Annotated in this window: 12 protein-coding genes; 5 read left to right on the top strand and 7 right to left on the bottom strand. The window is 43.2% G+C overall.

Annotated elements, in window-relative coordinates; genetic code table 11:
- Positions 1–49: 49 nt before the first annotated feature.
- Positions 50–1,168: an amidohydrolase family protein gene (locus tag ACOQON_RS04850; protein ID WP_420577800.1), complete on the bottom strand. Its 1,119-nt coding sequence runs from the start codon at positions 1,166–1,168 to the stop codon at positions 50–52.
- A gap of 106 nt (positions 1,169–1,274) precedes the next feature.
- Here ACOQON_RS04850 and ACOQON_RS04845 point away from each other — a divergent pair, with 106 nt between their 5' ends.
- Together ACOQON_RS04845 and ACOQON_RS04840 are read left to right on the top strand one after the other, a co-directional pair.
- On the top strand, positions 1,275–1,757 hold the full coding sequence (locus ACOQON_RS04845) for a deoxycytidylate deaminase (protein ID WP_420577799.1): 483 nt from the start codon (positions 1,275–1,277) through the stop codon (positions 1,755–1,757).
- 56 nt (positions 1,758–1,813) lie between these two features.
- Complete coding sequence (locus ACOQON_RS04840; RefSeq protein WP_420577798.1) at positions 1,814–2,836, top strand: alkaline phosphatase D family protein; 1,023 nt, start codon at positions 1,814–1,816, stop codon at positions 2,834–2,836.
- A gap of 59 nt (positions 2,837–2,895) precedes the next feature.
- Here ACOQON_RS04840 and ACOQON_RS04835 read toward each other — a convergent pair whose 3' ends face one another.
- The 5 genes from ACOQON_RS04835 to ACOQON_RS04815 form a co-directional block, all read right to left on the bottom strand.
- Positions 2,896–5,370, bottom strand: a complete 2,475-nt coding sequence (locus ACOQON_RS04835) for a TonB-dependent receptor domain-containing protein (RefSeq protein ID WP_420577797.1) — start codon at positions 5,368–5,370, stop codon at positions 2,896–2,898.
- A gap of 85 nt (positions 5,371–5,455) precedes the next feature.
- Positions 5,456–6,706, bottom strand: coding sequence for a sensor histidine kinase (locus tag ACOQON_RS04830; RefSeq protein ID WP_420577796.1), 1,251 nt, complete (start codon positions 6,704–6,706; stop codon positions 5,456–5,458).
- The gene (locus ACOQON_RS04825; RefSeq protein WP_420577795.1) at positions 6,703–7,383 is read right to left on the bottom strand and encodes a response regulator transcription factor; all 681 of its coding nucleotides are present in this window, start codon (positions 7,381–7,383) and stop codon (positions 6,703–6,705) included. The genes ACOQON_RS04830 and ACOQON_RS04825 overlap by 4 nt, the downstream gene beginning before the upstream one ends.
- A gap of 104 nt (positions 7,384–7,487) precedes the next feature.
- Positions 7,488–8,903, bottom strand: a complete 1,416-nt coding sequence (locus tag ACOQON_RS04820) for a M16 family metallopeptidase (protein WP_420577794.1) — start codon at positions 8,901–8,903, stop codon at positions 7,488–7,490.
- Positions 8,893–10,269, bottom strand: a complete 1,377-nt coding sequence (locus ACOQON_RS04815) for a M16 family metallopeptidase (RefSeq protein ID WP_420577793.1) — start codon at positions 10,267–10,269, stop codon at positions 8,893–8,895. The genes ACOQON_RS04820 and ACOQON_RS04815 overlap by 11 nt, the downstream gene beginning before the upstream one ends.
- Positions 10,270–10,404: 135 nt before the next feature.
- Between ACOQON_RS04815 and ACOQON_RS04810 the strand changes: the two genes are divergently transcribed.
- From ACOQON_RS04810 to ACOQON_RS04800, 3 genes are all read left to right on the top strand, one after another.
- Positions 10,405–10,872: a hypothetical protein gene (locus tag ACOQON_RS04810; RefSeq protein WP_420577792.1), complete on the top strand. Its 468-nt coding sequence runs from the start codon at positions 10,405–10,407 to the stop codon at positions 10,870–10,872.
- A 94-nt stretch (positions 10,873–10,966) separates the two neighbouring features.
- Positions 10,967–13,420 (top strand): S9 family peptidase, encoded by a 2,454-nt coding sequence (locus ACOQON_RS04805; protein WP_420577791.1) that lies wholly within the window; start codon positions 10,967–10,969, stop codon positions 13,418–13,420.
- 235 nt (positions 13,421–13,655) lie between these two features.
- The gene (locus tag ACOQON_RS04800) at positions 13,656–14,480 is read left to right on the top strand and encodes a peptidylprolyl isomerase (protein WP_420577790.1); all 825 of its coding nucleotides are present in this window, start codon (positions 13,656–13,658) and stop codon (positions 14,478–14,480) included.
- 57 nt (positions 14,481–14,537) lie between these two features.
- Here ACOQON_RS04800 and yidD read toward each other — a convergent pair whose 3' ends face one another.
- Entirely contained in the window at positions 14,538–14,744 is a 207-nt protein-coding gene (gene yidD / locus ACOQON_RS04795) for a membrane protein insertion efficiency factor YidD (RefSeq protein ID WP_420578678.1), read from the bottom strand.
- Positions 14,745–14,825 lie beyond the last annotated feature (81 nt).

Genomic DNA, 14,825 nt, shown 5'->3' with positions numbered 1-14,825 from the left:
TTAAACTCAGTGTTCTCTGTGGTTAAACTCAGTGTTCTCTGTGGTTAATCTATTCAAACTGACTCTCCTCCAATCCCGGAATAATCTTGCAAGCGTTCTTGTAGTACACCTTCTTCAAAACTTCGTCGGATAAACCCAAACCATACATCCGCCAGAAGGCATGATATTTTTTGTAATATGGAAAGTACTCATCCTCAGTTTCCAGTACCCTGAAATAGGTGTAGAATTCTTCTTTATTGTAGGCATCCTTTCCAAATAGGATTCGATCCTGGTATTTCTCAAAGAATTGATTTGCCCTTCGTGGCTGACGACCAAATTCAGCGATAACTGCCCCAATACCAAAGTAAACATTTGGATAGGTATCCAGATGCTCCCCTGCTTTATCCAGGTCATTCGCCATCCATCCCATATGCGCATTCACAAAAGTGGTATTCGGGTGCTTCTTAAAGACATTATGTTGCTCTGCAATAATCTGCTCAAATGGTGCAGGATCATCATCTCCCCTTTTTCTACCCGGGCGTAATTTCAATTCGAGCCATCGTTCATTATCCGAGTCCATCGGATCCCAGAATGGGGCCGGATCAGCTGCATGAATCAATACAGGGATTCCCAGTTCACCGCATTTGGCCCAGACAGGATCGATCCTTGGATCGTCTATTGCAATGCGATTTCCTTCACTATCCTGATATCTCAATCCCAGACTCTTGTAAATTTTCAAGCCTCTGGCACCTGCTTTTACATCTTCCTCCAGCTCTTTTACCGCATTCTCTGTCCACCCCTCCTCGTCAATATCGTTGAATGACACATTGGTAAAAACAATGATTCGGTTGGGTGCCTCTCCCTCTACTCTACGTACCATTCCGGCCAGATATTCGGGTGAGCCGATATCACCAGCTTCCCTGTCAAATCCTCGTCCACTCAAGTTGACCATCGCTCCCATATTCAACTCATCCATCTCATCCACAAGCGATGCTATCTGCTCCTTGGTAAGATTCCACTGATGACTATGAATATCCACAAAAGAAAACTTAGCTCGCTTCACCGGATTTTCAGGCACTACCAGCGTAGAGGTAGGGTTGTACTCTTCAAAACTCATGGTTGGCTGCTCTTCCTGAGCAAAAAGAAAGAGTATTGATACAAAAAAAGAAGTAAAAAGGGTTTGACGCATACTTTACGGTTTTAATGGGAGACAATAATACAAATGATCATCTGCTTCGAACGAGTGAATTATTTATTTGGTTCTATTTCCATCTTAGCTGGTTAATTTTACCGCTATGGAGCGACCGGAGTTTGACGATATTTTTATGGAGCTGGCAGTAAACCTGGCCAAGCGATCCCATTGCATCAAGAGACATGTTGGAGCAGTGCTCACCAAAGACACGCGAATTATTTCCATTGGGTATAATGGACCGCCCTCAGGCACACATAACTGTGATGAAGAGTGGCCGGAAAAAGGGTGTGACAGGGACTCGAAAGGTGGGTGCTCACTTGCCATCCATGCAGAGCAAAATGCCCTGCTGTATGCCGTTAAAAACAAAACAGAAGTAAAAGGAGCAACCCTTTATGTAACACTCTCTCCCTGCCTTGCCTGCGCTCGCATCATTTTTACCATGGGGGTAGAAAAAGTGGTTTATTTAAAATCGTATGCTGAACATAAAGGCATTCCAAACGATGAAGGTGTCGACTTTCTGAGAAAATTTGGCGTGGAAGTAGAAAAGTACGAAGGTCACCTCGATAATGTAACTGAACTGGTTTAACCTAAGCTTCATTCTTACTTAATGAATTGTAGATATCTCTTGCCTAGCTTTCCACAATGAAATTATCTATTCTTCTTGCATTCCTCTCCGCAACCTTATGTGCCCAACAGGCAGATGTGACCATCAAAAAGAATATTACTCAGATTGCCTTTGGCTCATGTAGTGAACAAGAGTTGACGAATAGGCAACTGTGGGATGAAGTCAATTTTATGGAACCTGACCTATGGATCTGGCTAGGCGACAACATCTACGGTGATACTGAAGACATGCAGGTGATGCGCCAAAAATACGACCTGCAAAAAAGGCACCCGGGATACCAAAAGCTCATAGCAAATACGGAAATCATCGGCACATGGGATGATCATGACTATGGAGTAAACGACGGGGGAAAGGAATACCCTAAGAAAAAAGAAAGCAAAGAAGAATTATTACGGTTTCTGGAAACAGATGAAGATCACCCGGTACGCAAAAGATCCGGGGTATATCAATCTTATTCCTATCAAAGTAACAGTGGAACGGTTAAAGTCATACTATTGGATACACGTACGTTTCGCGATTCATTGATCTGGAAACGACCGACACCCGGTAATAAGGAAGCACAAATCAATGCAACAGGTGATATACTTGGTGAAAGTCAATGGAAATGGCTTAAGGATCAATTGACAGAGGATGTTGACCTGGTTATTCTTGCATCCAGCATTCAGGTAATACCAACTGAACATGTGTTTGAAAAGTGGAGCAATTTTCCTGTCGCCAGAAAGCGTCTTCTGGACTTGGTGAGCACCACACAGAAGCCAATCCTTATCCTATCGGGTGACCGTCACTTATCTGAGGTCTCCCGATTGGAAGTAGCATCCAGTCCCTATCCCATCTACGAATTTACTTCCAGCAGCCTCAGCAGCCCCTCTGCTAGTTTTGATTTTGAACCCAATCAATTCCGGGAGAAGAACATTGTCTTCCCTGCTAATTTTGCACATCTGGATATCGTTTGGAAAGAAAATTATATTTCTTGTGAGGTGAACTATTTTGGTGAGGACAACAAGGTGCTTCAAACACACATGATTTCATACAAGAGATAAAAAAAACCCTCCCGCTTTACAGCTAAGGAGGGCTATCACCAACTTACTCAAAGTAATCCTTAAAACTCACCGCCTCCGTCTCCATAGTCTTCACCACTACGACCACCCTGGCCGTCGCGTTGTTTTTTCTGGTTCAGGCGATAGGTAAATGATAATGTAGCCGTTCTGGATCGCCACTGAAACTCACTGTATTGAAATGAATTTTCATTGAAGGTTTCGCTCCTCCACTTTCTGGTATTGAAAAGATCACGTACGTTAAATGCTAATGTTCCATTCCCTTTGAGAATATCTCTTGAAAGCCCGACATCTACCGACGTAATTGACAAGCTCTTCCCCTGAACCGTATTACGTGGAGCCCGGTAATTCACGTTAACCTGTGCATCAAACAGTTTCTCAAATTTGAAATTATTGCTCACTCTGGTAGAAAGTGATACAGCTTCTGCCTCGTTGTAGCTGAGGATCTCATCTCCAAATGAAACGGATCCTGCCGGTACATAAGATCTGAAAAAGTTTACATTTCCACTCACTCTGTACCAATCAGTAAAGTCCTGAGAAATATTGAATTCTGCTCCAAAAGAACGCTCAATCGATACATTGTAAGGACGAGTGAAAGTAATACCGTCTTCGCTGGTAGTGCTGAGTCTTTGTTCTACACCTTCTGTGTATCTATAGTATACTCCCCCGTAGAAAGAAGATTTCTCAAGGTTTAACAAGTACCCCAGCTCATATGAATCTGTAAACTCAGGTTGAAGATTTGGATTTCCCACATAGTAGTTTCTATTATCAGAAATCGAGCTGAAAGGATTCAGTCTTCTACCTCTGGGACGGCTGATTCTTCTACTGTAACTAGCCTGGATGGCCTGGATCTGTGTTATTTGATAGGTTAAAAAGGCACTTGGAAAGAAATTCCCGTAGTTCTGCTCATTTCTCAGATCATTGGTTTTTTGGTTAGTAATCAGCTTTGTAAGCTCATATCTTACGCCTAGCTGCCATGACAGTTTGCTGATTTTATTACTTAGGATACCATATACAGCCAAAACATCTTCCTCATATTCAAATTCATTAGAAAAAGCTGAATCCACTTCATAGATTCCGCTTTCGTTTCGTTCGGTCACGATGTAATCATTTCCTACCAGGCGATCGGTATACCGTGTACCTAACTCGAGTTGCCCATCTTTTGCAAACGGATGAATATAATCTGCCTGAAGCATATATCGCTCCTCTATTTCATCATTTAATGCCCGCTGATACAGGAATGGGGACTGATTGTTGAATGTCGTTCCTTCGCTTTGAACAAGGTCACTACTTTCCTGTTCATTGTTGTTTTGATATTGAAAATCCGCTGTAAACTTCTGACCTTCCCGCTTAAAATTTTTTGTGTAATTCAGCGAGTACTCTAAGTTTTCATCACCCTCTCCTTCATTGTCCTTTCTCACAGTAAGTGAGTCCACATTGGATGACTCAAAAAAGTCATTATATATCAATTGCGTTTTATTGTCTTCATCCGAGTAGCGATACAGAAATGCAAGAGTTAGGGTGTTACGATCATTCAGGTAAATATCTGATCCAAACCGAGCTGAATAGCTCAGTCCGCCACGATCATGAGAACGATCTCGTTCTGTAAATGATGGAGACGTAGGTCCGGCATTGAAGAATTCCTGTTCTGAATATCCACTGCCATTATATCTTCTGTAGTTCGCTCCTACATTTGTGAAAAAGTTGATCCAGTCTTTTCGAAAATTTAGGTTTACTGAACCACCATGATTGTCTGGCACTCCGGTATTTGCCTGGAAGCTTCCATTCAATCCAACTTTTTTATCCTTCTTGAGAACAATATTTATGATTCCGGCAAGTCCCTCCGCATCATATCTTGCAGATGGATTGGTGATCACCTCCACACTTTCTACCAGGTTTCCATTTAGCTGACGCAGGGCATCATTACTACTCAAACCAACCAATCCGGAAGGTTTTCCATCAATCAGAATCCGAACGTTTTCACTACCCCGAAGGCTAACATTTCCTTCGACATCCACCTGAACCGATGGAAGATTATCAAGTATGTCGGTGGCGCTTCCTCCAAGGTTGCTAAGATCCTTTCCAATATTAAACACCTTCTTATCCAACGTCATTTCCATCTGTGTACGCTCACCCTGTACCACTACTTCGTCAAGCAGTGTTTCATTTTCACTTATTCGAACATTTCCGACATTATAAACAGGGCTTTCACGAGATACTTCCACATTGGATATCCTCACTTCCTCGAATCCCATAAACTGAAATCTGATGTAGTACTCTCCGGGCTTTACCGGCACATTGAAAACCCCCGAAACATCTGTGAGTCCGCCGGTAACCAGAGATGAGTCAGACTCATTAAAAATACTAACCGTGGCAAATTCTACCGGCTCACTGGTACTGGCATTGACAAGCTTACCCTTAATCGCATAATCCGGCGCAGCTGCTTCCTTGGGAGCCTGACCAAAAGCCACCAAAAGCAAGCTGATAAAAACAATAAACAGTAGTCCTTTTCTTTTCATAATGCAAAAGAAACACGTCTCTCTGAGGGATGTTTGAGGGAAATTTGAAGCAATTCTGAAGTTTTAAAATTCTTTGTATCTGCGGTCAAAACCGGATGTGAATGGTATGCAAGTCGCCATCAAATTCATAGCTGATCACGTACTCATAGAAATCACAGATTTTTTTAACAATCGCCAGCCCCAGCCCCATTGATTTCGAACTCTGATTAGACTTTTTAAAGCGCTCAAAAAGCTGATCCCCTGGAATATCAATTTTCTGGCCTGTATTGGAAATTCTCAATTCATTACTGGTCAATGAAACAACCATTTTTCCTCCTTCCCAATTATGCCTGATGGCATTATTAATCAGATTTGTTAACAGGAGTTCAATCAAAACACGGTCGGCCTGCATGGTCACCCCATCTTCTATATCCACCTTACGGTCAATAGACTTAAGCTCTATCAATTCCCGAAATTCCTCCAGCATCCGATTCAATGTTTCTGACAGGTTTATATCGGAAACATTGGCAAATTCCCTGTTTTCTATTTTAGTAAGTAATGCCAGCGAATTGCTCAGGTTGCTTAGCCGTTTGACCGTACTCTGGGCAAAGCTGATTTGCTCGATTTGTTCTTCAGTTAAATTCTCAGCATCCAGTAGTACTTCCAATTTACTTTGAATAATGGCAATAGGCGTCTGAAACTCATGCGAAGCATTTTCAGAAAATTCCTTAAGTGATTGGTAATCTGATCTCACTTTTTTCGTCATCTCCGTCAGGAAGCGGTTGAGGCGCTTAAACTCGCTGACATTAGATTTTGGAAACGCTAACGAGTTAGGGCTCGTCAATGAAAAGTTTTTTATTACATCCAAAGTGAGATTAAAGGGGCGAAGAATGAAATAAGAAGCCAGGAAACCAATGATCAACACCGCACCCAATAAAATGAGATACATGGTCACCAGTGACTCTACCAGCCCGTCACGTATATCATCTGCTTCAATGACGATATCATACAGACTTATTTGATAGCTAGCCCCATTAATATTTCGGAGTGCATCCAGCCTGAGATGAGGCTCCATTCGTTCCAGCTGGCTGTGCATCACCAAAGTATCTGAAAACTTCGTGGATTCTACTACTTCCCTTTTCAACCTGACCACTGTCAACTTGGTCCAACGAAGCGTGTCTTCTACCGGTCTCCTTTCCAATCGATCCTCCATCCTGTCCAGTCGTTCGGTCAAAAACCTGCGCTGCTCAAAATTCACTTCACGCATCATCACATTGAAGCTGATCACTCCTCCTACGAGGAATACGATGAGGGAAACAAACACAAACAATATGGTGATTCTTACGATCAGGTTCATTCCTCGTCTTTCATTTTATAGCCTGCTCCATATACGGTTTTGAGGTAATCCTTTCCACCGGCACTCATGATCTTCTTTCTCAGGTTTTTGATGTGCTGATAGACAAAATCAAAGGAATCCATCGTGTCCATGTAATCGCCCCAGAGGTGCTCTGCGATGGCCTGCTTGGTGAGAAGCCTGTTCTGATTCACAACGAAGTAGTGCAGAAGTTCATATTCCTTACGGGTCAGTTCTAAGGTTTTTCCATTTACCATCACCTCATGGTTCTCCAGGTTCAATTCAATTTCATTGAAGGTGAGGGTACGTTTTCCCTCCTGTTTTCTTCTTCTGAATATTGCATTGGCCCGGGCATTCAACTCAGCCAGGTGAAAAGGTTTGGGTAAATAGTCATCGGCACCCAGCTCCAAACCATGCAATTTGTCATTAAGTGCATTTTTAGCAGAAATAATCAAAACTCCCATATCCGGCCAGTTTTCCTTCACCACTTTCAAAAGGGACAGCCCGTCTCCATCAGGTAGCATCAGGTCCAGCAGCAGCACATCATAAGAAAAAGCGTAAAGCTTTTCTGTCGCCTTAGACACAGTAGTAGCCACCTCGCACACCTCACCTTCTTTGGCAAAGTAGTTACGAACGCCGGAGGCTAGTTCTTCCTGATCTTCTACAAGCAACAGTTTCATAAAGCAAACATAAAATGGCTTTTTGAAGCAATTTTGAAATTATTTCACAAATAAAAAGCCGCCCCATACACTGAGACGGCTTTCTTAATCCCTATGTAAAAGGATTACTGCTTGTCCTTCATTTCATCCTCGTATTCTTTGATCTGCTGTTCGATCTTCTTTTTGTCGCCCACTATGACCATGGTCATATCTTCCGGACGGATGTACTTCTTCGTCATCTCGCTCACCTGCTCAGGTGTCACCGCATAGATGTTTTTCACACGCTCGGTAAGAAACTCTTCCGGTAGATCATAAGTATCCAGATAGGAAAGCTGACCTATAATGCCTCCACTTGTGGAGTTTTGCAATACATAAATTCCCGCCTGGTAGTTTTTGATCCCATCAAGTTCCTCTTTGGTAGGAACCTCGTCCTGAAGACGGTAAATCTCTTTTGTAATCTCCCGAAGTGCCGGGCCAGTCACATCAGTTGTTACATCCGCTAACTCAAACCAGATAGAGGATCGGTATCGATCGCTAACTGTACTGAATGGAGAATAGGTGTATCCTTTATCCTCACGAATGTTACTGGTGATTCTGGATCCAAAAGACCCACCCAGTAAGGCATTGGTCACACTCATAGGAATGTAATCAGCATCAGAAGGATCAGGAACCGGCAAACCTACAATCAACGTAGACTGGGGTGCGTCAGGACGATCGATCATCTGAATCTCTGCAGCTGTCATTGGCTCTGCAAGAGGATAGTTGGCAGGAGCACCTGCTCTCCAGGATTCAAATGAGCTGGTAATAGCTTCTTTCGTTTTGGATGCAGCAAACTTACCTGCTACATAGATGGTAGTACGTTTAGCTCCAAAGTTTTCCTGATAAAACGACTTGATCTTATCGACTGTGTAGCTATCCAGCATTTCTTCTGTAGGAAAATATCTACCATACGGATGATCCGGGTAGATGGCTCCATAAAACTGCTCATAAGCCTGCGGCTGAGGCTGAGTCTTTTGAATGCTCAGCTGTCTTTTGCGGTCTGCAATCAATCGATCCAATTCCTCCTCAGGAAAAGCCGGATTCATCAATACATCTGCCATTACTTCTATCGCCTGCGGAACATACTCATAAAGTACAGACACATTAATGGTCGTGGTATGCTGACCTACGCCTATGAATAGGTTTCCTCCCATCCCGGCTAGTTCATCGGCTATCTGATTACCATTCCTGTTGATGCTTCCTTCCTCCATTAAATCAGCCACCAGATCGGCCAACCATACTTCGTCAGCGTTCTCATTGATATTTCCTGTCTTCACCGTGATTTGGATGGTTGCTTTTGGGATCGATCCCCATGGCACCATCACTGCTGACATGCCATTTTCTAATGAAAAAGTCTCCTTTTCCGGAAGGGTAAACCCTTTAGGTTCACCACCTGGAGGTGGCGTTTCTTTTTCCTGTTCTTGTGCTATCCCGCAAATTGGAAGCAAGGACAGCATTAAAATATTTCTTATGGTGCGTATCATAATATTCTTAGTTTTCATTTGCCAGTGGTTTTAATGTCAGAATGGTCCGGTTGCGTTTCACCAGATACTCATCAATCGTTTGATTCACATCCTCTACGGTCACCTCTTTAAATCGAGGTTCTATCTCATTGATTCGGGAAGGATCATCATCGAACAGCGCGAAACTGGCCAATAGATCTGCCCTTCCGAAACCGAAGAAACCACCCAGATTATCATATAAACTTGAGCGCATTTTTACAATCGCATTGTCTAGCATTTCCTGTGTTACGCCATTTTCCTGTAGATCCATCATTACCTCATCAACTGACTGGATGATTGAGTCTGCCGCTACATCATTATCATAGGTCAGATTAAACATCCACTGCATCGGGCCTTTGTAGTTAAACATATTGCCGAGGTAATTGATGCCACCGCCTACACCAGCTGCATAGCCTTCTTCTTTTACCAGCTTTTTGTATAACAAGCTGTTGTCACCTTGTACCAGGATCTGATCCAACAGACCCATCGCGTAGTACGACGTACTATTTCGCTCAGGCATATGATAAGCAATAGCGATAGCAGGCTTATTGGCCAGCTTATCTTCTTTTTCAAATCGCTTTTCCGCTGTTTGTGGTTTTTCGGAGATATCCGGAAGTGCCGGCAATTCTGCTGCAGGGATTTCGGCAAAATACTGCTCGATCCATTGCTTTGCTTCTTCCGTTTCAAAATCTCCTACTACAGCAAGTGCTGCATTATTTGGAGAGTAGTAGGTATCGAAGAAGCTCTGAACGTCTTTCAGGTTGGCGGCATCCAAATCTTCCAGATCGCCATAGAAGTTGTGTGCATTGTACCAGTTTTCATTCGCGTACTGTGGCATATCTAACCATGGAAAACCTCCGTATGGCTGGTTGAGCACGTTCACTTTTACTTCGTTTTTCACGACCCCTTGTTGATTGGTCAGGTTTTCCTGAGTAATGTCCAATCCTTTCATCCGGTCAGCTTCAGCCCAAAGCATAGTTTCCAGTTTATTGGATGGCACAATCTCGAAGTAGTTGGTAAAATCAAAACGTGTAGATCCATTGAGTACACCCCCATTTTGCTGCACGAGTTTGATGAATTCCATTTTACCAAGATTTTGAGATCCCTGGAACATCATATGTTCAAACAAGTGTGCAAATCCTGTGCGATCACGCGGCTCGATTCGAAAGCCGATGTTGTAATACACGGCCACCACGACTGTCGGTGCTGTTTTGTCCTGGGACAGGATCACCTTCAATCCGTTATCCAATTTGTAATAATCCACCGGAACCTCAAACGAAGATTCCGCTTCTGCTTCTTCCGTTTTCTGAGGCGTACAGCCTATCAGAAGGATCAGCAAGAGTGTTGGTGATAATAATTTTTTCATACTAGCATAAGTTGTGTTTGTTTGATCCTGAAGATACTGAAAAAAGCAGCGATTTAAAGCAGATTTCCACTATTGGTGAATGGTTTGGGTTGATGGTAAAAATTTAACTCTAGAATAAAGTAAATTCGGGCTGTTATGATTAATGAAATTGAATTTGGAAATTCAAAGAATGTCAGAAAAACATTGCTCATTACATGCTTTGTGGGCTATTCATTTGAATCTTTGGTCTCCTTTTCAACGGGTAATATTGAGTTTCTAGGATTTAAAATTCCAGTTGAAAATGCTCAAGTTATCCCTAACCTAATAAGCTACCTCATTATTTATCTCACTATTGTCTTGATTATTAGGTATTTACACGAAGATTTAGCCAAAAAAATAGACGCGCTTGATAAGTATCAAGAAAAAGCAAAACAAGGAGCCCATGAGATTAAGTTGGACACTCCCATAGAACGATATATAGCTAGAGAGTTTGATAAAATCCAAAGTAAGAAAATTAAGTTTAATAGAAGAGCAGGCTTAATTTATTACTTCATAATCTTCATTGATTTAGTATTCCCAATCATTCTTTCAATTTATGTTCTAAGTAAAATTTTCTTCGACTAGTTACAGTTGACAAGTTCTTTACATGAGCGGTCGCAACGCTCCCACTGACTTTTTCTAACTTAAAGGTCTAAATCAAACTTTAACAGCCAGGACTATGAAGAAAATCATGAACTACCTGCTCCTATCTTGTTTGTCTTTCGGGCTTATGGCTCAGGGCGGACTGGAATACCAGGAGCCACCACAGGAAATCAAGGAATTAGTAGATGCACCATTAGCTCCAACTGTAAGGATCGATAATGACGGAGAAAATGTTGTCTTACTCTATCGCGATGCATACAAGTCCATCGCGGAGCTTTCGGAGGAAGAGCTAAGGCTTGGGGGATTGCGGATCAACCCGGTGACCAATATCGGAAGCCGAACCACTTTCTACAACAATGTGAAAGTGAAAAAGGCGTTTGATGCAGAGGTCAAACAGGTTACCGGTCTACCTGAAAACCCCAGGTTGGCCTATTTCAGCTGGTCTCCGGATGAAAGCATGATGGCTTTTACTCACACAACCTTGACTGGGGTAGAGATCTGGGTATTGGATGCCGAGAACGGATCGGCCAAAAAACTGACCAATGCCGGAGCAAATGCTAACCTGGGCTGGCCGATGGTATGGAGTACTGATAGTAAGTCCCTTTTAGTAAAAATGTTACCCGAAGATCGTGAGCCATTGATCAACACGGATACGGCTGTCCCTACGGGTCCTACCGTGAGTACAAGCACCGGAGAGAAAGCGCAAAATCGCACCTACCAGGATTTGCTTAAAAACCCGGCTGACGAGAAAAACTTTAAACAACTGGCCATATCTGAGATTTACAAGGTCACCCTTGACGGCAATGCTTCTAAATGGATGGATGTAGGCATGTATCAGGGGATGGACTTTTCTCCTGATGGTAACTATGTGCTTATCACTAAAGTGAAAAGACCATTTTCATACCTGGTGCCTTATTACCGGTTTGCTTCAGAGACAGCCATTTTTGATAAAAATGGAAAGCAGGTGAAGATGCTATTGGATATGCCTGTGGACGAGGTGAGACCAAAAGGGTTTATGTCAACAACAGACAAGCCAAGGGGTTTTAACTGGCGTGCAGATAAACCAGCCACGGTTTACTGGGCACTGGCCCTGGACGAGGGCGACCCGGCCAAAGAAATGGAATACCGGGATGAGGTCTTTGTCTTGTCGGCACCTTTCACAGGAAAAGAACAATCGCTAGTGAAGACGAAAAACCGCTTCTCCGGAATCACGTGGGGAACGGATGATACCGCAATTGCTTATGACTATTGGTTCGATAATCGAAATACAAAAACCTATGTTTTCAATCCTTCCAATAATAAGCAAGCACCAAAAGTATTATTTGACCGCAACTACCAGGACGCCTACAGTGATCCCGGGAATTTTGTAACAAGCAAAAACAACTTCAACCAATACGTGCTATCCATGGATAATGGCAATGCCTACTTGATGGGAGATGGATTCACTGATGAAGGACAGTTCCCATTTGTGGATCAGATGAACCTGGAAAGCGGTAAAACTACTCGACTGTATCAGTCAGCATACACCGACAAGGTAGAAGACCTGGTGGACGTCATTGATATGAGTAAAGGAGAAATCCTGGTACGGATTGAGTCTCCAACGGAGTATCCAAACTATTATCTGCGTAATATCAAGAAGAAGGTAGCGCTGAAGCCGATCACGCAATTTGAAAACCCATTCAAGGCTATGATGGAAGTGGAAAAAGAAGTGATCACCTATGAGCGTGAGGATGGTGTAGAGCTAACCGGCACCCTTTACCTTCCGGTAGGCTATGATAAAGAGAAAAAGGAAAAAATGCCGATGATCATGTGGGCGTATCCGGTGGAGTATAAAGACAAAGCCAGTGCCGGACAGAACACCACCAACCCGAATGAATTCATTTATCCGTGGTATGGTTCGCCTGTGTTTTGGGTAACCAGAGGGTATGTGGTGCTGGATGATGCTGCCTTCCCTATCATAGGTGAAGGAGACGAGCAACCAAACGATTCATTTAGGAAACAACTCGTAGCTAATGCCAAAGCAGGCATTGATGCCGTGGATGAAATGGGGTACATCGACCGAAACCGCGTGGCAGTAGGTGGTCACTCCTACGGTGCATTCATGGTGGCTAACCTTCTAAGCCACTCTGATCTGTTTGCAGCGGGTATTGCACGAAGTGGCGCCTATAACCGCACGCTTACACCTTTTGGATTCCAGCGCGAAGAGCGCTCCTACTGGGAAGCACCGGAGGTATATAATACCATGTCGCCATTCATGCATGCGGATAAGATGAAGACTCCCCTTCTTCTGATCCATGGCGAAGCTGACAACAATTCCGGTACCTACCCTATGCAGAGCGAGCGCTACTTCAACGCGCTGAAAGGACTGGGCGGCCCGGCGAGACTAGTCATGCTACCAAAGGAAAGCCATGGCTACCGGGCAAAAGAAAGCATCATGCATGTGCTGTGGGAACAAGACTCATGGCTGGAGGAGCATGTAAAGAACAAAGATCCGATGGAGACGACCGTAGAGATGGAGGTAGATAAATAAGTCATTTCATTTAATGACCATCCGGAAAGCCGGGCCGTAAGGTTCGGCTTTTTTTATCTCCCTTATTACAGACCTTGTTAAACAATCAGACCTATCAGGACGACCCGCTCTCCTTCCCTTCTTCCTGCCGGTAGGTCTGTCGTTGTGGGTATGGTTCAGCACCATAAGACTTGTCGGGGAGAGTTGGTGAAATTGTAAATACAAGTTTATATCTTCAAACTCCAATTCACACAATATGAAATACCTAACCTATCTCACAATCACGCTTTTTGTTGTCGCTTGCTCACCTAATAAAAAGCAAGAGGAATCTAAGAGCGAATCACTTGCACAAGTCAAACTAATCACCACCAAGGGAGACATTCTATTAAAACTTTATGACGAAACACCGCAGCATCGAGACAACTTCATCAAGATTGTAACTGATGGTGTATTGGATAGTGTACTTTTCCATCGAGTGATTGAAAACTTCATGATTCAGGGTGGGGACATTGATAGTAAAACCGCTCAACAAGGAGATACACTTGGTAATGGTGATCTTCCTTACACAATATCTGCAGAAATCACCCCAACTCTTTTTCATAAAAAAGGTGTGCTGGCAGCAGCACGTGGTGGACATCCTGATAGGGTATCCAGTAGTACACAATTCTATATCGTACAGGGTAAGGTGTTTACCGACAGTCTTCTGAATAAGGCTGAGACACGGATCAATGGCTGGTTAGCTGAATATTACATTAAACACGATTCTGCTTATGCGGAACAATTGGATTCCTTAATTGTGGCGATTGAAGCAGAAGACTGGGACACATTCGGTCGAATCAATCAGCGAATGAATGAACTGGCTAAGGATTATAGATTCGAACCTTACAGCATTCCCGATTCACATCGGGAGGTCTACAAAACAATAGGTGGCACACCTCATCTGGATCAGAACTATACCGTATTTGGAGAAGTGGTTTCAGGATTAGCCGTGGTGGATTCAATAGCAGCGGTAGAAACCAATCAGCTCGACCGGCCGGTTAATGATGTGAGAATCCTTAAAGCTGAGATTGTGAAGGAGTAAAATCTCTTCTTCAATTAGATAAGAGAACAGGTTCGCGTTATACAGATGTTACCACTCTCACTCCACTGGATCATAACCGCTTCCACCCCAGGGGTGACACCTGCTGATTCTTTTCATTCCCATCCAGACCCCTCTTAATCCGTACTTTTGAATAGCTTCCTTCGTGTATTGTGAGCAGGTAGGTGTGTATCTACAACTATTGGGAAACAATGGTGAGATGGAATATTGATACACCAAAACGGGAAAAATGAGAATTTTCTTCAGGATGCGATTCACCTGACAAAAGTACCAACGAAAATTTGGACACTCACCAAAAATTCATTCTGTTTGTGCGTTACCCATCAA

Origin of the sequence: Ekhidna sp. (assembly GCF_965221965.1) — a bacterium.
GTDB lineage: Bacteria > Bacteroidota > Bacteroidia > Cytophagales > Cyclobacteriaceae > Ekhidna.
The sequence above is the reverse complement of the archived record's forward strand: the minus strand, read 5'-3'. Positions and strand labels throughout refer to the sequence as shown.